Source organism: Herbidospora mongoliensis, assembly GCF_001570545.1.
Taxonomy (GTDB): domain Bacteria; phylum Actinomycetota; class Actinomycetes; order Streptosporangiales; family Streptosporangiaceae; genus Herbidospora; species Herbidospora mongoliensis.
In genome coordinates this window covers 71360-91422 of record NZ_BBXD01000009.1, presented here as the reverse complement: position 1 = coordinate 91422, position 20063 = coordinate 71360, and the positions used below count along the sequence as shown (strand labels likewise).

Below are 20063 nucleotides of genomic sequence, written 5' to 3'. Positions count from 1 at the left end.
CGTTCAAGGAGGTTCCCCGATGGTCGACGTCGACGACGTGCGCCGGGTCGCGCTGCCCCTGCCCCGCACGACCGAGCACCTGATCCGCGACCGGGTCAAGTTCCGCGTCGGGCGGATCGTCTACGTCGCGTTCAGCCGCGACGAGACGACGATGGGCTTCGGCTACCCGAAGGAGGAGCGCGCCGCCCTGGTCGCGGCTCAGCCCGAGACCTTCTTCCTGCCGGGTCCTGTCGACATGCGCTACCAGTGGGTGGAGTGCCGGCTCGACCGGCTCGACCCCGCCCAGATGCGCGAACTGGTCGTCGACGCCTGGCGGATGTGCGTCCCCAAGAAGGTCGTCCGCGAACACCTGGGAGAACTGTCATGACCATTCCGACCGGCGCGATCGGCTTCGGCGCGATGCGCCTCGCCGATGCGGACATCTGGCACGGCCCCGCCGACCGTCCGGCGGCCGTCAAGCTGCTCAGGAGAGTGGCCGAACTCGGGGTGCCGCTCATCGACACCGCCGACGTCTACGCGCTCGGCGACAACGAGGCCCTCATCGCCGAGGCGCTGCACCCCTACCCCGACGGGCTGCTGATCGCGACCAAGGCGGGGGAGACCCGTCCGTCCCCGGGCGAGTGGGTGCCCGTCGGGAACCCCGCCTATCTGAAGCAGCAGGCCGAGCTCAGTCTGCGCAGGCTGCGGGTCGATCACATCCCGCTCTTCTACCTGCACCGCATCGATCCGCTGGTGGCCCTGGAAGACCAGCTCGGCGCGCTGGTCGAGTTACGGGAAGCGGGGAAGATCGGGACCATCGGGCTGTCCGAGGTGAGCGTCGAGCAGCTCGACGCCGCGCTGCGCATCACCGCGATCGGGGCGGTGCAGAACGCGTACAACGTGGGAGACCGCACCCACGAGGCCGTGCTCGACCGGACCACCGAACTGGGCATCGCGTTCGTGCCGTTCTATCCCGTCGCGGCCTCGAACACCGTGGTGAAGGAGGTCGCCGGGGAGCTCGGCGCGACGCCGGCGCAGGTGTCGCTGGCGTGGTTGCTGCGGCGCGCGCCCAACATGCTGCCCATTCCCGGCACGACCTCGGAGGCTCACCTGGCGGAGAATCTGGCCGCGGCCGACCTGGAGCTCGGCGACGAGCGGTTCGACCGGCTTCAGGCCTTCGCCGGGGGATAGAGCACGGTCGCCGCCGTCATCACGAACTCGATCAGCCGGTCGGCGTACGCCGACGCCTGGGTCCGCATCTCCTCGCGGAGCTCCTCCGGCGTCGCCATCACATGTTGCAGCACCGCGCCGAGCAGCGTGTCGAGAATCAACGTGGGTGAGGCGTCGGCGCCGAGTTCCCCCCGGGCGATCGCGCGCCGGATGATGGCCCGCGCCTCCAGCACGCGCGACCGCCGGATCACCCCCGTCACGGGGGAGAAGAGTTCGGGATAGGCCTTCGCCTCGACGATCAGCCGCAGCCCCGCCAGCCCGTAGGGCCCCAAGTAGTGGGAGAGCATCGCGCCCGTGAGTTCCCGCAGATCCTGCCGCAGTGTGCCGGTGTCGATGTCGAACGACGGCCCGACCAGCGCAGACTCGATGGCGTCGGCGATCAGCCGCTCGCGGCTGGGCCAGCGCCGGTAAAGTGCGGCCTTGCCGATGCCCGCCCGGCGGGCGACCGCGTCGAGCGTGAACTTCGCCCAGCCCAGTTCGGCGTACAGGGCCAGCGCGGCTCTGAGGGCCTTCCGGTCGACCTCGGCGTCTCGCGGACGGCCGGGTCCCGGAATGGGCATACCGGGATCGGTGCTCACAGGTCAGCAGGTTAACTCCGGGAAGTCCGGTCAAAGCGGCCTTCGCGGACGGCCAGCGCCGAGGGGTCCGGGCGGTGAGATGAACGGCGTTTCAGTCAATTTGACGATTCCGCTGGTCACGTGTGACGTCAGGCGGTGGGGGAGTCGAGGGTAAGAATGGCCCATGCATGATCCGCGCACTCCCGTTCTGGTCGGGGCCGGTCAGGTCTCCGAGCGACTCGGCGACCCCGCCTACCGCGCTCTGTCCCCGGTCGAACTGGCCGCCGCCGCGGCGGCCCAGGCGATCGCGGGCCTCGACCCCCGGGCGATCGACACCGTCGCCGCCGTCCGCCAGTTCGAGATCTCCACCCCGCAGGCGGTGGCCCTCCTGGGCAGGTCGAACAACTTTCCCCGCTCGGTCGCCGCGCGGATCGGCGCCGACCCGAAGCGCGCGATCCTCGACGTCACGGGTGGCCAGTCACCGCAGCGCCTCGTGACGGAACTGGCGGCCTCGATCGCGGCGGGGGAGTCGGAGGCGGCGCTGGTCGTCGGGGCGGAGGCCATCTCCACCATCGCCCATCTGGTGAGATCTCCCGACAGGCCGGACTTCGCGGAACACGTACAGGGCAGCCTGGAAGACCGAGGCCACGGTCTCGACGGACTGATCGACCTCGAACTCGCCCGTCACGGCCTGACCAGCGCGGCCGCGCAGTACGCCCTCTTCGAGAACGCCCGCCGCGCCCGCCTGAAGCAGACCCGCGACGACTACGCCCACGGCATGGGCGCCCTCTTCGCCCCCTTCACCCGGATCGCCGCCCGCAACCCGCACGCCGCCGCCCCCACCGAACGGACGGCGGAAGAACTGGTCACGGTGTCGCCGCAGAACCGGATGATCGCCGACCCCTACCCGCGCTACGTGGTCGCCAGGGAGAAGGTCAACCAGGCCGCCGCCGTCTTGCTGATGTCACGCGAGAAGGCGCGGGCCCTCGGCGTCCCCGAAGTCCGATGGGTCCACCTCCACGGCCACGCCGACATCCGCGAACAGGACATCCTCGCCCGCCCCGACCTCAGCCGCAGCCCCGCCGCGATCCTGGCCGTCACCGACGCCCTGGCCCAGGCGGGCGCGACCCCCGGCGACATCGCCGCCGCCGACCTCTACAGCTGCTTCCCGATCGCCGTCTCCAACATCACCGACGCCATCCCGCTGACCTGCCCGCTCACCCTGACCGGCGGCCTCCCGTTCTTCGGCGGCCCCGGCAACGACTATTCACTCCACGCCATCGCCGAGGCCGTGGCCTTCTGCCGGGCCCACCCCGGTGACCGGGTGCTGGTGGGCGCCAACGGCGGCCTGCTGACCAAATACTCCGTCGGTCTGTACGCCACCACACCCGCCCCCTGGACAGAACAGTCAGACCTCCAGACCCAGGTCGACGCCTGGCCGAAGGTGGAGTCGGCCTCAGAAGCGAACGGCCCGGCGACGATAGAGACGTACACGATCAGATTTTCACGAGACGGCCGTCGAACCGGCATCGTCATCGCCCGCCTGGACGACGGCCGCCGCTTCGCGGCGACAGCCGACCCGGAGCTGCTGATCACGGGTGAACCGATCGGCGCCCGCATCCACGCCCGCGCAACCTCGAATGGCAACAGAGTGGATGCCGCTGATTAGCCGAAGACGGGCCCGACTCCGATCACCGTCCCGCTGAGCGACTACACGTTCAGTCGCCGGGCCAGCCCGGTGTTCCGGGCCGTTCCCAGCTGGTGGACCGCCTGCTCCAGCGCCTCCCGGTGTCCCACCAGCACCACCCACGATCGCGCCCTGGTGACCAGGGTGTAGAGCAGCCGCCGTCGCAGCATGATGCCGCCCGACTCGGCCACCAGCGGCGCCACCACGAACGGGTATTCGCTGCCCTGGGCCCGGTGCACGCTGATCGCGTAGGCGTGGGTGAGGTCGTCGAGTTCGTCGAAGCCGTAGTCGACCTCACGCCCGTCGTCGACCCGCAGCGAGGCGGTCCGGCCGGGCAGGTCCATCGACGTGATGGTGCCGGTCTCGCCGTTGAAGACGCCCTTGTCGTAGTTGTTGCGGACCGGCATGACCCGATCGCCGACCCGGAACACCTCCGGCCCCGACCAGAACTCGGCCACCCCCTCACGCGCGGGGTTGCGCCGCTCCTGCAGCAGCCGCCCGATCTCGACCGTCCCGGTCACCCCGCGCCGCATCGGGCACAGCACCTGCACCTGGTCGGCGGGCACGCCCTGTTTGCGCGGGATCCCCTCGGTCGCCAGGTGGACCACCCGATCGGCGACCAGCGCGGGATCGCCCACCTCCTCGAACCAGAACCCGCCCCGCCCCGGCAGGTCGGGCAGCTCCCCGGAACGGATGAGATGCGCCGCCCGGACGATCCCGCTCCCCTCGGCCTGCCGGAAGACCTTCGTCAGCCGCACCCGGGGCACCTCGGGCACCTTCAACACGTCGCCCAGCACGTTGCCCGGCCCGATCGAGGGCAGCTGGTCGGTGTCGCCGACGAGAAGCAGATGGCTCCCGTCGGGAATCGCGGCCGTCAGGCGTACCGCCAGATGAAGGTCCAGCATGGACGCCTCGTCGACCACGATCAGGTCAGCCTTCGCCGGAGCCTCGGCGAACAAGGTGGTCCCGTCGTCTTCGGGGGCCATCAGCATGCGGTGGACGGTCATCGCGGGCAGCCCGGTCAGCTCCGACAGGCGTTTGGCCGCCTTCCCGGTCGGCGCGGCCAGCGTCACGCTGCCGCCCATCGCCCGGACCGCCCGCGCGATCGACCGCACCGTGTGGCTCTTGCCGCAGCCGGGACCGCCGGTCAGCACGGTGACCGGGCAGGTCAGCGCCAGGGTCACCGCCGCCCGCTGGTCGTCGTGGAGCGACGCGTCTTCGTCGTAGTGGCGCATCGGCATCGTCGACCGGGCCGACATCAGGCGCTGGAGGTGGCCGGCCAGCGCGACCTCGCGGCTGTGCAGCTCCTTTTCGTACACGATGACCCTGCCGGGCTGTTCCCCGGCCTCGACCACCACGCGGCGTTCGGCGGTCAGGGCGTCGACCATCGACCTGACCAGCTCGGGATCCTGCTCGATCAGGTCGGCGGTCTGGGCCAGCACGGCGGGCATCGCCAGATAACAGTGCCCGCCGCGCGCGGCGGCCGACTCGAGGCGGTCGAGGATCGCCGCCTTGACGCGCTGCGGGCTGCGTTCGGGAACGCCGGATTTCAGGGCGATGCGGTCGGCCACCCCGAACCCGACGCCGCGCACCCGGCCGATCAGCCGGTAGGGGTCGGTCGTGACGACCTCTTCCGCGTCGCTTCCGAACGCCTGGTAGATCTTGGCCGCGAGTAAGGGGGAGACGCCGAACCCCTGCAAAGTGACCATGAGGGCGGCGACGGCTTTCTGGTCGAGCCAGGCCTCGACGATCTGGGCCCGTCGCTGCGGGCCGATGTTGATCACCTCGGTCAGCCGGTCGGGCTCGGCGTCGATCACGGTCAGGGTGTCCGCGCCGAAATGCCCGACGATCGCCGCCGCCAGCCGTGGGCCGATGCCCCGGATCAGGCCCGACCCCAGGTAGGCCTGGATGGCCGGGATCGTCGCCGGGGTCACCCGCTCGCACGCCTCAACCGCGAACCTGCGCCCGTGCCGGGGGTGCTCGGACCACGCTCCGGCCAGCTCGAGCGTCTCTCCGGGCTGTATCCCCGCCAGCACGCGACCGGCGGCGACGAAACCGCCGCCGCCGTCGCTCATCCGCGCGACCGTGTATTCGTCGTCACGGACGAACACCAGCCGCTCGACCGTCGCCTCCACGGGCGCAACTCTAGGAGCCCGGGGCGACAGTTCCGGTTACACCGTCGCGATCACACTGGCACGATGTCGAACTGCTCCCATCCGCCGATGGCCGGACGGTTGGCGATCAGCGCGGCGGCGCCGTTGTTCTCGGCGCAGACGTACTGGTTGTTGGCCTGGGCCCGGAGGCTGACCGAGCCGTTGGAGTTCTGCACCAGCGTGAACGTCTCCCACGGGCCGACCGAGGCCCGGTTGGCGATCAGCGGCGCGGCGCCCGCCTGGTCGGCGCACACGTACTGGTTGTTCGATCTGGCCCGCAGCGCGATCTGGCCGTTCGCCAGGTTGACGCGCTCGAACTGCTGGGCGGTGGCGGCCGTCGTCGCGTTCGCGATCAGCGCCTGGCCCGCGTTGGCGGTGACGAACCTGCTGTTCACGCGGGCCCGCAGCGCGACGAACGCGGTGGTCTGCGCCAGCGTCGTCGCCGACACCTGGTTCGACGGACCGGAGGTGTTCCCGGCCGCGTCACGTGCGACGACGGTGAAGGTGTAGGCCGTGTTGGGCGTCAGCCCGGTCACGGTGAAGTTCGTCGCCGCCGTCGAGCCGGCCGCCGTGCCGCCTCTGTTGATCGTGTACGACGCCACACCCACATTGTCGGTCGAGGCGCCCCACGACAGGGTGACGGACGTCGCCGTCCGGTTGGTCACCACCAGGGCGGCCGGGGCCGACGGGGCCTGACCGTCGCTGGAGACCACCGGCTGGGTCGGCCGGGTCGCGGTCAGCGGGATCTGGCCCTTGAGCATGCGTCCGCCGTCGCCGGTGAGGCGCAGGTAGTAGTCGCTCGAGCAGAAGGTGCCGTCTTCGTCGAGGGCCAGGATGCCGGATCCTGCGGGGATCCAGGCCTGGGTCTCGGCGGTTTTGGCGATCTGGTTGCCTTCGTTGTATTCGTCGAACATGGAGATGTAGATGCCGTGGGAGCCGGCGCGGATGGTGTTGTAGAACATGCGCCACATGAAGTCGCCGTGGGAGCGGGCGCGTGATTGCAGGTCGCCGGGCATGACGCAGGGTTGGTAGTCGATGCCGTTGGCGTTGCAGTCGGCGACGTCGGGGACGACGTTGTTGGCGTAGAAGCCGTCCAGGCCCGAGATGGTGTGGGTGCGGCCGACCATCCACGGCGAGATCATGTTGAACGCGTGGTAGACGCCGGAGAACCCGGTGCGTGAGTCGTTGATGCCCTGGCGCCAGTAGGTCGGCACGCCGCCGATCACGTAGCAGCCCTGCGCCTTGAACCAGTTGACGACGTCGAGGCACTGCGCCGGGGTGAAAGGCCGCCCGGGGTCGTTGAACCCGAAGCCCCAGATGCAGACGACCGGCTTGCCGTTCTGCTTGGCGTACATCGGGCTCTGGGTGTACGCCGACATCTTGGACGTCCAGTCGGTCTTGATCTCCGACTGGAAGTTGGTCCAGTTGGTGACGTCGTACATGATGTAGAACTTGCGCCCGTAGGCCTCGGCGGCCTGCCGCACCTTGGCGGTGATCGCGTCGCGGATGGGCCCTTCGGCGCCGTTCGGGTTGAAGCGCTGCAGCGCCGCGGTGTCGCAGTTGTAGTCGCGCATCCACTTGAAGTGGGTGTCGATGGTCTGCTGGTCCCACGACGAGAACAGGTTGGCCGTCTGGCCGTTGCCCAGGTTCTGGTAGAGCGTGGGGTAGGTGCGCGTGTAGTCGCGGTTGTCCGGCCACGACACGATCGTGGTGTTCGAGGGCGAGGGCGGCACGGTGTTGTCCTGGCCGCTCCAGTGCCACCAGCGGTCGATGGGGGACCCGTCGCCACGGCAGGCGAACCACCCCTGGTAACCGACGGTGACCTTGCCCACCACGTCGCCGGGCGGGCTCGCCGCGTGTGCCGGGCTGGAGAGCGCGGACAGCACACCGGTCGAGGACACCGCGGCGAGGGCGGAGCCGGTCATGGCGGAGGTCATGAACCCCCGGCGGGAGACGGCCACGTTGGACTCCTTCAGTCAGGCGGAGGGAACGCGCGTCGCGGTGTTATCGCCGCGTAACATCGGACGGCTTGGCGTCATCTTGACAGCCGCCGACACACGAACGCAACATTCAGCCGCGCATCGGTAACTTCTGGATGAATGATCGGCAAGACATGGCAGGTCAGGGTGTCGGCATGGACCGCTCCAGCTTGGCAACTTCTGTAAAGAACCCTTCGATTTACTCGAAAAGATCGGATCTCTCTTCGTTCACTTGAATGGGAGTTGAGTAGTTGATACGGTTTGAGTACCGGAACAGAGGAGGAGTAATGGAACTGTCTGCCAGTTCGGCGTTCGACGAGGTGCGCAGGGTCGAGGAAGAGGTGCGCAAGGCGCGCCGGCACATGGGGACCAACCTGCTGATCACGGGCCTGGCGGCCGGCCCGTTCTGGTGGAGCCAGCTGGCCGCGCCCGACTGGGTGCGCAACGCCGGCTACGTCGTCTGGATCGTGGGAGGCATCGTGCTCTACGCCATCCCGCGCAAGCACGGCCTGCGAGGCAACGTCGCCGCGTCCTGGTATACGCGCGGCTGGATAGCGGCCACGTTTCTGCTGTTCTTCGTCCCGATGGGGGTCGGGCTCGGCCTTAAACTCGCAGGCGTGGAGAGCTTGAACTGGCTGATCACGGTGCTGTGCCTGGTGTCGGGCCTGCCGCTGATCTACGCCGGGTGGCGTTTCCGGAGCGGACGATGACCGCGGCCAAGCCGCCGCAGGAGAACTCGCACCCGCGCCACGACCTCGACGACGTCATCCACGCCCCGGTGCGCCTGTCGATCATGGCCGCCCTGGCGGCGGGCGAACAGGCCGACTTCCGTTTCCTCAAGGAGACGATCGAGGTCAGCGACTCGCTCCTGTCCAAGCACCTGCTGGCGCTGGAAGAGGCGGGCTATGTGAACGCGTCCAAGGGCTATGAGGGCAAACGCCCCCGGACCTGGCTGTCACTGACCGACCGGGGCCGCGAGGCGTTCACCAACTACATGGACGTTTTGCGCCGGATCATCGGGAATCCGTGACCAGTCTCTCGTGGCGGCTCGGGATGACCGTGCCGTAATAGATCATCACCGCGCCGGCCAGCGCGAAGCCGATCGCCACGGGAACGCGCCACGGGTCCTGCAGGTGCAGGGCCAGGAACCAGAGCTTCGTGGCGCTGTCGTTGTAGATCATCCACAGCGCTACCAGCCCCTGCGGGAACAGCGGGATCCAGCAGAAGATCCAGAGGAACGTGACCAGCGCCTGCTTGCCCCGGGGCAGCTTGGCCCTCGGCCGTCCCATCGACAGCGTCGGGTCGTCCGCCGTGACCGTTCCGCCCGAGCGCATCAGCGACAGCAGTTCCGGCCCCTTGGCCGCCAGCCGCCGATACGCCAGGCGCCCGAACCACACCGTCAGCAAGGCGCCCGTGCCGACACCGACGACGACCGCCAGCCACGACAGGACCGGCAGGTCAAGCGCGTCACCCAGATACGCGACCCCGCCCGCCGGCAGCGCCGTCAACGTCACCAGCAACAGCATCAGCACGACCTGGCCGAAGATGTTCCCGGCCTCCAGCGGGTTCCCGCCGCGCTTGTTCGGCTCGGTCACCGGCACCAGCATGTACACCGAGACCAGGGCGATCAGCCCGGCTCCTCCGCCCAGCACCGCCGCCAGGATCGACAGCGTCCACGGCCAGGTCCAGCCCTCGCCGCCGATGATCGTCCCGGCGACGGTGAAGAGCGCGGCGATCGGGCCCACCCGCAGCAGCCAGGCGGTCTGGCGTCCCCGCACCTCCGCCTTCTCGGTGCCGGGGTTCACCAGGTTCAGCCACAGGGATGTCCCGTCGAGGCCGAACAGGTTCGCCGAGGTCGCGGCGGCCATCACGACCACCAGCACACCGGCCCACGGCAGCATTCCGTACCAGTCGATGATCAACGGGACCATCGTGTAGAGCAGCCCGAAGAAGATGGCGAACCACAGCAGGTGGGTGCGCATCAGGTCGCGCGACCATGTGCGCAGCTCCTTGGCCGCCACCGCGCCGATCGGGCCGCGCGCCGCCAGCAGGTCGAGCAGGCCGCCTTCGGCGCCGCTGCCCTGCGGCACCCAGTGCAGGGGCCTGGTCGTGGTCCGCTTGACCAGCAGGTACGACCACACCAGCAACGCCAGCCCGATGATCGCGCAGATACCGAGCAGCGCCGCCACCACCACGAGCCAGTCGCCCCGCCCGGCCGCCTCGACCGCCGCCATGCCCCAGGCTGACGGGAGCCAGCGCACCACGGTCGAGAACGACTCGGGGAAGCCGTAGGTCAGCAGGTCGAGCTGGATCGCCGCCCAGATCAGCACCCACGACTGGTTCAGGATGACGTTCATCGACGCGTTGACCAGCGCCGCCAGGATCGCGCCCACCCGCGACCGCACGGCGACGCCCAGCACCCCGATCATCAGCCGCGACAGCGCCACGACCAGCACGACCATCAGGGGGATCGCCACCAGCGCGACCGAGAACGCCGCCACGCCGAAGGACCCCGCGTAGACCGCCAGGGCGGAGAACGCGATGAGGCTGATCAGCGGGGGGACGCCCACGAAGGCCGTACCGAGAAGACCGAGCGCCAGCTTCCGGGGATGAACCGGCAGCAGCGCGAAGTGCTCCGGCCGGACGCTCTCGTCGCCGCCGCCCGTGTAGACGGGCCCGAGCATCCAGCCGAACAGCCAGACCGCGAACACCGCCGCCAGCAGATCGGCGCCGACCTCGCCGGACGAGGCGGCCAGCACGATCGTCCCGATCGCCAGCACCAGCCCGGCGACCCCGCCCATGACCATGCCGGCGGCCCGGGAACCGCTGATCGAGTGCCGCAGCACCCGCAATTTCATCGCGATCAGGACGCCGACCACGAGGCCTCCTTCGAGTGCCGGAGCGTCCGCAGTTTCATAGCGATCAGGACGCCGACCACGAGGGCCGCTTTCGAGTGCCGGAGCGTCCGCTGTCGCACGGTGATCAGGACGCCAGCCACGACGGACCCTTCATCTCCTCGATGTCGGCGCCGACCAGTTCGACGAAACGGTCCTCCAGCGAACCGCCCGCGCGCACCTCGTCGAGCGGCCCCGCCGCCGCGACGCGGCCCTTGTCGATCACCGCCACGTGGTCGCACAGCTGCTCCACCAGCGCCATGACGTGGCTCGACAGGACGACCGAGCCGCCTCCGGCGACGAAACTCTTCAGCATGGCCCGGATCGTCAGGGCCGACACCGGGTCGACCGCCTCGAACGGCTCGTCGAGCACCAGCAGGCGGGGGCCGTGCAGCAGGGCGGTGGCCAGGCCGATCTTCTTGCGCATGCCGGTCGAATAGTCGATCACCAGGGTGCGCTCGGCCTGGTCGAGTTCCAGGATCTCCAGCAGCTCACCGGCCCGCTTGCCCGCCGTCTCCCTGTCCAGGCCGCGCAGCCGGCCCAGGTAGGTGAGGAGCTCCCGGCCCGTCAGCCGTTCGGGCAGGGCCAGGCCGTCGGGCAGGACGCCCACCCGGGCCCGCGCGTCGACGGGGTCGGCCCAGACGTCCACACCGAAGACGCGGGCGTGGCCGCCGTCGGGCCGCAGCAGCCCGACCGCCATGGAGAGCGAGGTCGTCTTGCCGGCGCCATTGGGGCCGACCAGGCCGTAAAAGGATCCGGGCGGGACGGAAAGGCTGACATGGTCGACCGCAATTTTCGGCCCGAACCGTTTGCTCAGTGCGTCCAGTTCCAGGGCTGCGGTCACCACGGCTCCCCATGATCGATGTCAGGGGCCTAACATATCGACATAAATCGAGAACGTTATCCCCGGCCCAATCGGGAGTGCGATGAACTTCCGGTGAGCAGCCTTTCCTTCCTTTCGAAGTGGAGCCCCCAATGGAGGTTTTCCTCCGAGCCGACGGCCGTGATGCGGCGGATGCCCTTCGTGAACTCTATTTAACGTTGCGTACTGATTTCCGGGGCGACGTGCGAATTGTCGAGTCCGACCCGGAACCGGGCGCGCTGGGGCCGGTGCTCGACGGCCTCCACATGACGTTGGGCGCCGGGGGAGGGGCGGCCACGCTGGCCGGGGTTGTCATCGCCTGGCTGCGAGCCCGCCGGGAGAAGTGAGCATCACCGTCACCAGGAGCGACACCGAAACCAGGGTCGAGATGAGCGCCAAGGGCGTCCGCGACCTCGACCCGATCGCCCTTCGCGAGTTGACCTCCCACGTCGCCGAGACGATCGAGCGAGGCGAAACCACGGGCGAAACCAGCGGCGGAATCACGGGCGAGACCACCGGTGCCGCCTGACGAGCCACGGCTCCTGCTGTCCCGGCCCGGTGCCCGGGTGCTCGTCGTCGGTTCGGGCGGTCACATCGCCGGGTCGCGGCTGCCGGACATCCCGGCGGTGCCGGACACGGTCGCCGACCTGGGCCGATGTCTCGTCGAGCGGGCCGGGCTCGATCCCGCCCATCTCGACGTGGTCCTCGACCCGGCCGACCCGCGCGCGTTCGGCGACGCGCTCGTGCGGACCGCGGCGGCGGCACGGGACGTCTTCGTCCTCCACTTCGCTGCTCGTCGGGACGAGCCGGCGGCGGCCTCCCCGACGTCGTCGTCGAGACGGCCGAGCAGGGCATGTTCCTGCTGACCGCGACCGACCGCGACCAAGCGGCCTGGGCGCCGGAGGGCGCTCGCCACACCACGTTCACCGGTGCGCTCATCGACGTGCTCACGAGGGGCGACCCGGCGGCCCCGCCCGTGTTCACCCTGGAAGACGTGTTCCGCTCGATGACCGGACAGCTGGCCAACGCGCCGCGCAGGCTGTCGATCGATCACGCCGACCGCCGCCCGTTCGGGCCGAACCCCGCCCGCCGCGGCGGTGACCCCATGGACGGGGCGTTCAGCCCGTACCGGGGACTGGCGCCTTTCGGCCCCCGGGACGCCGACGTCTTCTTCGGCCGGGAGGCCCTCACCCGCGACCTGCTCGACTGCGTCGCCGAGGCGCTGCCCGCCGCGGAACCGCTCGTGGTCGTCGGCCCGTCGGGAGTGGGCAAGTCGTCGCTCCTGCACGCCGGTCTGATCCCCGCGCTGCGCCGCACCGCCGAGGTCGTCACCGTCTCACCGGGCGATCCGGTGCGGATGCCGGAGAGCCGCCCGGACGTGGTCGTCGTCGACCAGTTCGAGCAGACCTTCGTGACCGGCACCGACGAGAACTCTTGGGTACGAGAGTTGAGCGCCCTGGCCGCCACCCCCGACGTGGCCGTCGTGATCGGCGTGCGGGCCGACTTCTTCGGCCACTGCGCGGCCCATCCGGAGCTGGTTCCCGCACTGCGGCGGCCGGTCGTGGTGAGCCCCCTGACGCCCGCCCAGCTCCGCGAGGCCATCGAGAAGCCCACCCGCCTGGCCGACCTCCGTCTGCAAGAAGGCCTGGTCGACCTGCTGCTCGACGACTTCGGCACCGGCGCGGCCCTCCCGCTGCTCTCGCACGCCCTCCTTGCGACCTGGCAGGAACGCGAGGGCGACACCCTGACCCTGACGGGCTACCGGTCGGCCGGAGGCGTCGCCCACGCCCTGGCCCAGACCGCCGACCGCACCCTCGACGACCTCGACCTCACCGACCGGACGACCGCACGCCGCCTGCTCGTGGGCCTGGTCCGGCTCGGCGAGGGCGCCCCGACACCCGCCGCCGCCTGCCCCTGGCCGCTCTCGACGATGCGGCGCGGACCGTCCTGGACCGCTTCGTCGCAGCCCGCCTGGTCACCGCCGACCACGACGGGGTGGAGATCGCCCACGAGGTCCTCATCCGTTCGTGGCCGCAGTTGCGCGACTGGCTGGACGCCGACCGCACCAACCTCCTGGTCGAACAGCAACTCACCGAAGCGGCCCGCCACTGGGACGCCGAGAACCGCGACCCCGGCGGCCTCTACCTGGGCAGCCGCCTGGCCCTGGCCCGCCAGATGGCCGACACGTCGGCGGCCTTGGACCCGCCGGCCCGACGCTTCCTGGACGCGAGCGTCGACCACGACCTGGCCGAGCAGCGCGCCACGATTCGGAGGCTGAGACGCCGCACCTCCTCGCCGCCGTGCTCGGCGTGCTCCTCCTGATGACGGCGGGGCGGGCGGCTTCGGGCTGATCCAGTGGCGGGCCGCCGAGGAGGCCGCGCTGACGGCGGCCGTGCGTGGCCTCCTGGGAGAGGCGCAGGCCGTGGGCGACGGTGACCGCGGTCTGAATTTGCGTCTCGTGGCCACGGCGCACGCCCTCAAGCCTTCGGATGGCGAGGCGCGGGCAGCTCTGAAGAGAAACCTGCTCAACCTGCAGGCCACGCCGATCACCACAGTCCATGGTTTCAACCCGCAGGCGGCGAAGGTCAGCGCGGATGGCAATCGCGCGCTGACGGATGAAAGGGATCGGGCGCTCATCTGGGATCTGTCGGACCTGGAGAAGATCTGGTCCTACCCACTACCGGGGCGGGAGCACTTTGTTTATGAGTTCTCACTCGACGCGACTGGAACACACGCGCTGGCGACCAGGACCCTGACGACCAGCGAACTCGACGAGGGCGTCGAGAGTGGCGTGGTCTATTGGGATCTGACCGACCCGGCCATGCCGCGCTCCCGCACTGTCCAGTTGCCGGGAGAAGGTGACCTTCACAGTTCCGGCCCGCGTCTCAGCGTCCGGGGCGATCGTGCTCTGGTGCCCATGGCGGGCAGGCGATGCTGATCGATCTGACCGATCCGACGACCCCACGCCTGTATCCACTGCCGAGCAGCGGCACGCGAACACTGGAACTCAGCGAGGACGGGAGCCGCGCGCTGACCGCTGGTTCGAAGAGCACCTTGCTCTGGGAGTTGGACGAACCGGAGCATTCCCGCTCACATCGGCTCGAGATGGCCGACCAGTTCCCGACGGCCGGCGTGCCTTCAGTTTCAACCGTGGAAGCGATGTCAACGCGCACGACGCGAAGTTCTGGGACCTGACCGATCCGGCCACGCCGACGTCGACCTCACTGCGCCTGTCGCGGGTGGATTTCCAGAATGCGACTCTGAGCGCCGATGGCGCGCGCTTGCTGACGAGCGGCGGGCCCTATTCCGCGGCCCTCTGGGACGTCTCCGATCCGGAGACGCCGCACGCTCTTCCGCTGCCGGCGCCCGAACCCTTCGGTTCAGCCTATGAAGTTCCCCTGGCCTCGGCCGGGTCGCGTGCTCTGACCAGTGATTCCTGGCTCGATTCCATCAACACTCACGACTTCTCAGGGTCGGTGACCCTGTGGGATTTCACCGCACTCTCTCACCCGCTCGACAGCGCCTGCGCCATCATCGGCAAAGGCCTGACCCGGGAAGAATGGGACAGGTACCTCCCCGCCATCCCCTATCACGAAATATGCCCCCCAGAAAACCCTCGACCTTTGCCGATTCACGCCACGAATCACCCGACCTCAAAACTTCTCCCGTTGAACACTCGTAACGAACCCCGAAATATCGGCAATATGACGATATGACTTCATCGGACGAGGAAATCGAGCGTGCCCTCCGCGCACTGAAGGACGACCCGAGCCCCGCCGTCGCGATTGAGGCCGCCCGGGTCGTCGACAAGCGCCTGCGGACCGGGGGCTCCACCCCCGGACTCGTCCAGGCCGCCGCCACCGCGCACTCACGCGCCGGAGAACTCCTCCTGGAGCAGGCCGTTCCCGGCCTGGGCATCTCCTTCGTGGACGCGGCCGTCATGCCCCGGCGTACCGGGCGGGAACTCATCGAGGCGGGGCGGCACCTGCGGGCGGCGGCCCGCCACGACCCGCACGACGCTCACACCCTCCTGCTGCTCGGATCGGTCGCCCTGGCCATCGGCGACCCGCTGGCCGCGCTCGACCAGGTCGGCGCCGGTCGCCCCGACGACCCGGAACACGCCGCGATGCTCGGCACCCTCTACGCCTGCCTCACCGCCTACGACCCCGGCACCTTCGAGGGCCGCCGGCTCTCGATCCTGCGCGCCGCGCTGGGAGCCCCGCCGAGCCTGATGCGGCCGCCCGCGTTACTGGCCCTGGGCAACCTGCTGTCCATCCAGTCGGAGGAGCCGCACGACCTGGCCGAAGGCGTCGACGCCCTGATCGAGCTCATGGAGCAGTCGAAGCCGGGCGATCCCGAATACGACCACGCCATGATCCTGGTGCTGGCCGCCATGTGCCGCCACCTGTCCGTCGAGTTCCCCGCCGACTTCGGCCGCCTCGCCGTGGTCCTGCCGTGGGGCAGCCGCGACGACCTCACCCTGGCGTGCGCGGCGGCCTGCCGGGCCCGGATCGAGCACGAACCCGAATATCTGACCGAGGCCGCCCGCCACCTGCGCAAAGCCGTCGATCAGTCGCGTCCGGACGACCGGGAGATGTTCCTGCTGGCCGGTGCCGGCCTGGTGCTGTTCTACGACCGGTTCGTGGCCAAGTTCGCCCTCGAATGGCTGAACGCGGCGGACAAGTGCTGCGACATCCTGGAGGCGCTGCCGTACCACTCGGACGTCTCGGCGATGCGCCGGCGCATCGCCGAGCAACGCTCTGCCTAGGGCAAAATGTCCCGTATGACCGACATGCTCTCCCGATACGCCCGCCTACTCGCCGCTTCGGCCGACGCCCACGTAGCCCACCAGGGCGGCCGGGTGGCCCGTAGCGACGACATGTGGCTGGCCGACTTCGGGGGAGCGGCCGGGTTCGCCAATGGCGCGACGCTGCTACGGGAGCCGAAAGACCTGGGCAGACTCGCCGACGAGGCGATCGCGTTCGCCGACCGGCAGCCGGGTTCCGGCCTGTTCTACTTCTGGGGCGGCTGGCCGCTGCCCGAGCCGGTCGCGCCGTGGCGCCCGGACGGCCACCCGCCGCTGATGATCCGCGAGCCTCTGGAGCGGCCGAGCCTGCCGCATCACATCGAAGAGGTCACCGGCGACGCCGCCGAGTTCGAGGCGACCCTGGCGCGGGCCTATCCCCTCGACCGCGCGGGCTGGCGGCCCGGCCTCCTCTTCGGCCCGGACGTCCACGCCACCGGCTGGCGGCTGTTCCTCGGGCGGCTCGACGACGGACGGCCGGTCGCGACCTCGGCGGCGTACACCCATGACGGCCTCACCGAGGTCAACTACGTCTCGGTGGCCCCCGAGGCGCGTGGCCAGGGGTTCGCGGCCGCCATCACCTACGCCGCCGCCTGCGCCGATCCCGCCGCCTCGGCCATGCTGCTGGCCAGCGAACTCGGCCTGCCCGTCTACGAGAAGATGGGCTTCCAGGTGGCGGTCCCGCATTTCCACATGTGGGCCTACGACCGCTGACGCGGCGGCAGCGGGAAGAATCCGCTGGTCCGGTTCACGTAGTCGACGAACTCCTGGCCCTTGCTCCTCGCCATGCGCTTCTCGGTGAGGGCCTTCCCGCTCTTGGAGATCAGCAGGTACGTCATCAGCAACGGGCACACGATCGTGACCAGCGCCCACGGGGTGCCGAGGGCGATGAAGAAGAGCCCCCACCACACGGCCGCGTCACCGAAATAGTTGGGATGCCGGGTCCACGCCCACAGCCCCTGGTCCATCACCCGGCCCTGGTTGGCCGGGTCGGCCTTGAACCGGGCGAGTTGCGCGTCGCCGATCGCCTCGAACGCGAACCCGACGATCCAGAACGCCACGCCGATCCAGGTGAAGACGTTCAGCGCCTGGGGCTGGTACATGGCGATCTGCACCGGCCACGACACGATCCACATGACCGCGCCCTGCGGGAAGTAGATCTTCTTGATGACATAAGGGACCACCGGGCCGCTGTTCTGGCGCATCATGGCGGCGTACCGGGGATCCTCGCCTTTGCCCCGGTTGCGGTGATGGATGTACGCACCCAGCCGCACCCCCCAGATCGCGGTGAGCACCAGTGCGAGCAGCGACCGCACGAGGTTGCCCTCGCCGATGAACAGGGACAGCACGAACGAGACGACCGCGACGACCACGAAGCCGAGGCCCCAGACCGAGTCGACGATCGACTGGTTGTTCGTGCGCAGCGCGTAGGCCATCGTGGCGGCCATCGTGAGGGCGACGGCCACGAGGGTCGCCGCCAGATTTATCCAGATCACGTGGAGACGTCTACCCGCTCGATCAGCACTGCCACCCCGAGCCCGGCCGCACCGCTGACCGACGCCACACCGTAACGTCCGCCCAGCCGCTTCAGATTCTCGGCGCACTGCCCGACCATGATCGCCCCGGTCGCGCCGAACGCGTGGCCCATCGCGATCGTCCCGCCGCTGGGGTTGAGCCGCTCGGGCCCCGGCCCGAGATCGCGCCGCAGCTTGAGGCACAGGGCCGAGAACGCCTCGGCGAACTCCCAGACGTCGATGTCGTCGGGGGTGAGCCCGGCCTTGGCGATGACCTTCTCGATCGCGACCTGCCCGGCGGTCAGCATGATCACCGGATCGACGGCGGCGGTGGCGGACGCGACCAGTCTGATGGGGCTCTTCGAGGTGCCGAGGACGAGAAGCGCCGCCCCGTCGGCGAGAGCGGGGGAGGACCCGACCGTGTGAAGGTGCTCCACGGCCCCGACCCCGGGATGGGCCTTCAGCGCGATGGCGTCCTGGGCCGGGTCGGCGAAGGCCGGTGGCAGTTTGGCCAGCGACTCCATCGTGGTGCCGGGCCGGATCAGCTCGTCGCGATCGAAGACGGACCCGTCGGCGCGGGTCGCCGGGATCACCGAGTTCGCGTAGTCACCCCGGTCCCAAGCCAGCGCGGCCTTGGCGTGCGTCTCGACGGCGTAGGCGTCGAGCTCCTCGCGGGTCCAGCCGTCGATGGTCGCGTTCAGGTCGGCGGCGACGCCCATGTGGATCGAGCCGACCTCGGCGATCGTCGCCGGGTCGGTCCACAGCGGCGCACGGTCGCTGAACATGGCCACCCGGGACACGCTCTCGACGCCCCCGGCGACCGCGAGGTCCATTTCCCCGGTACGAATTCGCGCCGCCACCTGCGCCACCGCGTCTATCCCACTGGCACAGAACCGGTTGACCGTCCCGCCCGGAACCCCGTCACCCCACCCGGCCAGCAACGTGGCCACCCGCGCGAGGTTGCCGCCCTGCTCGTCGACCTGCGAGGCCGACCCGATGATCACGTCTTCGACGGCACCCGGATCGAGCCCTCTGGAGACGAGCGCCCTCTGCAGGCCGGCGACCAGATCGACCGGGCTCCGATGGTGCAGAGACCCCTTCGCGGAGCCCTTGGCCCGGGGAGTGCGCACATAGTCGAGGACGTAGACGTCAGACACGTTTGCACTCTAACTCTGTTTGTTGTAGTACGGAAAGTATGCCGGAAGCCGTATGGGTCCTGGGTGGTTACCAGACCGACTTCGCCCGCAACTGGTCCCGCGAGGGGCTGGAGTTCGCCGACCTCACCGAGGAGGTCGTGCGCGGCACCTTGGACGACGCGGGCCTCGCCCCGGCCGATATCGACGTCATCCACGTCGGCAACGCCTTCGGCCAGCTCTTCACCGGCCAGGGCCAGCTCGGCGGCATGCCCGCCACGGTCGTGCCCGAGCTCTGGGACGTCCCCGCCACCCGGCACGAGGCCGCCTGCGCCTCCGGTGGCGTGGCCCTGCTCGCGGCGATGGCCGACATCGAGTCCGGCAGATACGACTCCGCCCTGGTCCTCGGCCTGGAGCTGGAACGCACCGTCCCCGGCGACGACGCCGCCGGCCATCTGGGCGCCGCCGCCTGGATCGGCCACGAGGGCCAGCACGCCAAGTTCATGTGGCCGCACATGTTCAGCGCCCTCACCGACGAATACGACCGCCGGTACGGCATCGACGAGTCCCACCTGCGCGAGATCGCCCGGCTGAACTTCTCCAACGCCTGCGCCAACCCGAGCGCCCAGACCCGCAAGTGGGCCTTCACGCCCGAGAGCTTCGAGGCCGACGACGTGGCCAATCCGATCGTCGAGGGCCGGGTCCGCCGTACCGACTGCTCCCAGATCACCGACGGCGGCGCCGGCGTGGTCCTGGTCGGCCGCCGGTTCATGAAGCGCGCCGCGATGGCCCAGATCCTGGGCTGGGGCCACCGGACGGTCGGCCTGCCGCTGGCCCAGAAGCTCTCCCGTAGCGCCGGGGACCGCTACGTCCTCCCGCACGTCCGCCGGGCGATCACCGACGCCTTCACCCGCGCCGGTGTCGCCCTGGACCAGATCGACGGCATCGAGACGCACGACTGCTTCACCATGTCGGAGTACGCCGCCGTCGACCACTTCGGCATCACCGAGCCGGGGGAGAGCTGGAAGGCGATCGAGAACGGCGATCTGGCCATCGGCGGACGAATCCCCGTCAATCCCAGCGGCGGCCTGATCGGTGGCGGCCATCCGGTCGGGGCAACCGGCGTACGGATGGTGCTCGATGCGTGTAAGCAGGTGAGTGGGCGCGCGGGGGCCTACCAGGTCGAGGGGGCCGGCCGGTTCGGCACGCTGAACATCGGCGGCAGCACGACCACGACCGTCAGTTTCGTGATCGGGACAGGGGAGTAGAAG

The 20063-nt window shown here is 69.8% G+C and carries 21 protein-coding genes and 1 pseudogene; 15 read left to right on the top strand and 7 right to left on the bottom strand.

The features are described 5' to 3' along the window. The first annotated feature begins 19 nt into the window (after positions 1-19). Positions 20-367, top strand: a complete 348-nt coding sequence (locus tag AW272_RS04870) for an MmcQ/YjbR family DNA-binding protein (protein WP_066361346.1) — start codon at positions 20-22, stop codon at positions 365-367. Next, positions 364-1170: an aldo/keto reductase gene (locus AW272_RS04865; protein ID WP_066361344.1), complete on the top strand. Its 807-nt coding sequence runs from the start codon at positions 364-366 to the stop codon at positions 1168-1170. The genes AW272_RS04870 and AW272_RS04865 overlap by 4 nt, the downstream gene beginning before the upstream one ends. Here the strand turns inward: AW272_RS04865 and AW272_RS04860 are convergent. Next, on the bottom strand, positions 1149-1787 hold the full coding sequence (locus AW272_RS04860) for a TetR/AcrR family transcriptional regulator (RefSeq protein ID WP_083958016.1): 639 nt from the start codon (positions 1785-1787) through the stop codon (positions 1149-1151). The genes AW272_RS04865 and AW272_RS04860 overlap by 22 nt on opposite strands. Positions 1788-1950: 163 nt before the next feature. On the opposite strand from AW272_RS04860, the gene AW272_RS04855 reads away from it, so the two are divergent. Beyond that, positions 1951-3435 (top strand): TLP1 C-terminal extension domain-containing protein, encoded by a 1485-nt coding sequence (locus AW272_RS04855; protein ID WP_066361341.1) that lies wholly within the window; start codon positions 1951-1953, stop codon positions 3433-3435. 41 nt (positions 3436-3476) lie between these two features. Here AW272_RS04855 and recD2 read toward each other — a convergent pair whose 3' ends face one another. Then, positions 3477-5588, bottom strand: a complete 2112-nt coding sequence (recD2, locus tag AW272_RS04850; protein WP_245657196.1) for an SF1B family DNA helicase RecD2 — start codon at positions 5586-5588, stop codon at positions 3477-3479. Between the two features lie 50 nt (positions 5589-5638). Further along, a complete protein-coding gene (locus AW272_RS04845; protein WP_066361334.1) occupies positions 5639-7567 on the bottom strand; it encodes a fibronectin type III domain-containing protein in 1929 nt (642 codons plus the stop codon). Positions 7568-7872: 305 nt separating this feature from the next. On the opposite strand from AW272_RS04845, the gene AW272_RS04840 reads away from it, so the two are divergent. Continuing rightward, positions 7873-8295 (top strand): hypothetical protein, encoded by a 423-nt coding sequence (locus AW272_RS04840; RefSeq protein WP_066361332.1) that lies wholly within the window; start codon positions 7873-7875, stop codon positions 8293-8295. Then, positions 8292-8615: a winged helix-turn-helix domain-containing protein gene (locus AW272_RS04835; protein WP_066361330.1), complete on the top strand. Its 324-nt coding sequence runs from the start codon at positions 8292-8294 to the stop codon at positions 8613-8615. The genes AW272_RS04840 and AW272_RS04835 overlap by 4 nt, the downstream gene beginning before the upstream one ends. Here AW272_RS04835 and AW272_RS04830 read toward each other — a convergent pair. Both AW272_RS04830 and AW272_RS04825 read right to left on the bottom strand, forming a co-directional pair. After that, positions 8599-10464 (bottom strand): hypothetical protein, encoded by a 1866-nt coding sequence (locus AW272_RS04830; protein ID WP_066361328.1) that lies wholly within the window; start codon positions 10462-10464, stop codon positions 8599-8601. The genes AW272_RS04835 and AW272_RS04830 overlap by 17 nt on opposite strands. A gap of 103 nt (positions 10465-10567) precedes the next feature. Beyond that, positions 10568-11323 carry an ABC transporter ATP-binding protein gene (locus tag AW272_RS04825; RefSeq protein WP_245657195.1) on the bottom strand — a complete coding sequence of 252 codons (756 nt, stop codon included), beginning with the start codon at positions 11321-11323 and terminating at the stop codon, positions 10568-10570. Between the two features lie 131 nt (positions 11324-11454). On the opposite strand from AW272_RS04825, the gene AW272_RS44820 reads away from it, so the two are divergent. The 9 genes and pseudogenes from AW272_RS44820 to AW272_RS04790 all read left to right on the top strand — a co-directional run bounded on the left by AW272_RS44820 (position 11455) and on the right by AW272_RS04790 (position 16859). Continuing rightward, a complete protein-coding gene (locus tag AW272_RS44820) occupies positions 11455-11688 on the top strand; it encodes an effector-associated constant component EACC1 (protein WP_245657194.1) in 234 nt (77 codons plus the stop codon). After that, on the top strand, positions 11685-11870 hold the full coding sequence (locus AW272_RS04815) for a hypothetical protein (protein ID WP_066361321.1): 186 nt from the start codon (positions 11685-11687) through the stop codon (positions 11868-11870). The genes AW272_RS44820 and AW272_RS04815 overlap by 4 nt, the downstream gene beginning before the upstream one ends. Then, positions 11860-12207, top strand: coding sequence for a hypothetical protein (locus AW272_RS04810; RefSeq protein WP_066361319.1), 348 nt, complete (start codon positions 11860-11862; stop codon positions 12205-12207). The genes AW272_RS04815 and AW272_RS04810 overlap by 11 nt, the downstream gene beginning before the upstream one ends. Beyond that, positions 12195-13663, top strand: a pseudogene (locus AW272_RS04805) (nSTAND1 domain-containing NTPase). Before AW272_RS04810 ends, AW272_RS04805 begins: the two are co-directional and overlap by 13 nt. A gap of 100 nt (positions 13664-13763) precedes the next feature. Continuing rightward, complete coding sequence (locus tag AW272_RS04800; protein WP_157518328.1) at positions 13764-14279, top strand: LVIVD repeat-containing protein; 516 nt, start codon at positions 13764-13766, stop codon at positions 14277-14279. Continuing rightward, a complete protein-coding gene (locus AW272_RS41790; protein WP_157518326.1) occupies positions 14273-14536 on the top strand; it encodes a hypothetical protein in 264 nt (87 codons plus the stop codon). Before AW272_RS04800 ends, AW272_RS41790 begins: the two co-directional genes overlap by 7 nt. A 44-nt stretch (positions 14537-14580) precedes the next feature. Further along, positions 14581-15057 carry a hypothetical protein gene (locus tag AW272_RS41785; RefSeq protein WP_157518324.1) on the top strand — a complete coding sequence of 159 codons (477 nt, stop codon included), beginning with the start codon at positions 14581-14583 and terminating at the stop codon, positions 15055-15057. Continuing rightward, positions 15054-16109, top strand: a complete 1056-nt coding sequence (locus AW272_RS04795; protein WP_066361310.1) for a tetratricopeptide repeat protein — start codon at positions 15054-15056, stop codon at positions 16107-16109. The genes AW272_RS41785 and AW272_RS04795 overlap by 4 nt, the downstream gene beginning before the upstream one ends. Positions 16110-16124: 15 nt before the next feature. After that, positions 16125-16859 carry a GNAT family N-acetyltransferase gene (locus AW272_RS04790; RefSeq protein WP_066361309.1) on the top strand — a complete coding sequence of 245 codons (735 nt, stop codon included), beginning with the start codon at positions 16125-16127 and terminating at the stop codon, positions 16857-16859. On the opposite strand, the gene AW272_RS04785 is transcribed toward AW272_RS04790, so the two are convergent. Both AW272_RS04785 and AW272_RS04780 read right to left on the bottom strand, forming a co-directional pair. Further along, positions 16847-17641 carry a DUF1295 domain-containing protein gene (locus AW272_RS04785; protein ID WP_066361308.1) on the bottom strand — a complete coding sequence of 265 codons (795 nt, stop codon included), beginning with the start codon at positions 17639-17641 and terminating at the stop codon, positions 16847-16849. The genes AW272_RS04790 and AW272_RS04785 overlap by 13 nt on opposite strands. Then, positions 17638-18816 carry an acetyl-CoA C-acyltransferase gene (locus AW272_RS04780; protein ID WP_066361307.1) on the bottom strand — a complete coding sequence of 393 codons (1179 nt, stop codon included), beginning with the start codon at positions 18814-18816 and terminating at the stop codon, positions 17638-17640. Before AW272_RS04780 ends, AW272_RS04785 begins: the two co-directional genes overlap by 4 nt. Before the next feature lie 38 nt (positions 18817-18854). Here AW272_RS04780 and AW272_RS04775 point away from each other — a divergent pair, with 38 nt between their 5' ends. Continuing rightward, positions 18855-20060, top strand: coding sequence for an acetyl-CoA acetyltransferase (locus tag AW272_RS04775; protein ID WP_066361306.1), 1206 nt, complete (start codon positions 18855-18857; stop codon positions 20058-20060). The last annotated feature ends 3 nt before the right edge of the window (positions 20061-20063 follow it).

What these genes read in the sequence shown, in the direction of transcription:
- AW272_RS04790 (WP_066361309.1), top strand. Translation starts at nt 16,125, where the DNA reads ATGACCGACATGCTCTCCCGATACGCCCGCCTACTCGCCGCTTCGGCC.
- AW272_RS04865 (WP_066361344.1), top strand. Translation starts at nt 364, where the DNA reads ATGACCATTCCGACCGGCGCGATCGGCTTCGGCGCGATGCGCCTCGCC.
- AW272_RS04870 (WP_066361346.1), top strand. Translation starts at nt 20, where the DNA reads ATGGTCGACGTCGACGACGTGCGCCGGGTCGCGCTGCCCCTGCCCCGC.
- AW272_RS41790 (WP_157518326.1), top strand. Translation starts at nt 14,273, where the DNA reads ATGCTGATCGATCTGACCGATCCGACGACCCCACGCCTGTATCCACTG.
- AW272_RS04840 (WP_066361332.1), top strand. Translation starts at nt 7,873, where the DNA reads ATGGAACTGTCTGCCAGTTCGGCGTTCGACGAGGTGCGCAGGGTCGAG.
- AW272_RS04855 (WP_066361341.1), top strand. Translation starts at nt 1,951, where the DNA reads ATGCATGATCCGCGCACTCCCGTTCTGGTCGGGGCCGGTCAGGTCTCC.
- AW272_RS04775 (WP_066361306.1), top strand. Translation starts at nt 18,855, where the DNA reads ATGCCGGAAGCCGTATGGGTCCTGGGTGGTTACCAGACCGACTTCGCC.
- AW272_RS04795 (WP_066361310.1), top strand. Translation starts at nt 15,054, where the DNA reads ATGACTTCATCGGACGAGGAAATCGAGCGTGCCCTCCGCGCACTGAAG.
- AW272_RS44820 (WP_245657194.1), top strand. Translation starts at nt 11,455, where the DNA reads ATGGAGGTTTTCCTCCGAGCCGACGGCCGTGATGCGGCGGATGCCCTT.
- AW272_RS04835 (WP_066361330.1), top strand. Translation starts at nt 8,292, where the DNA reads ATGACCGCGGCCAAGCCGCCGCAGGAGAACTCGCACCCGCGCCACGAC.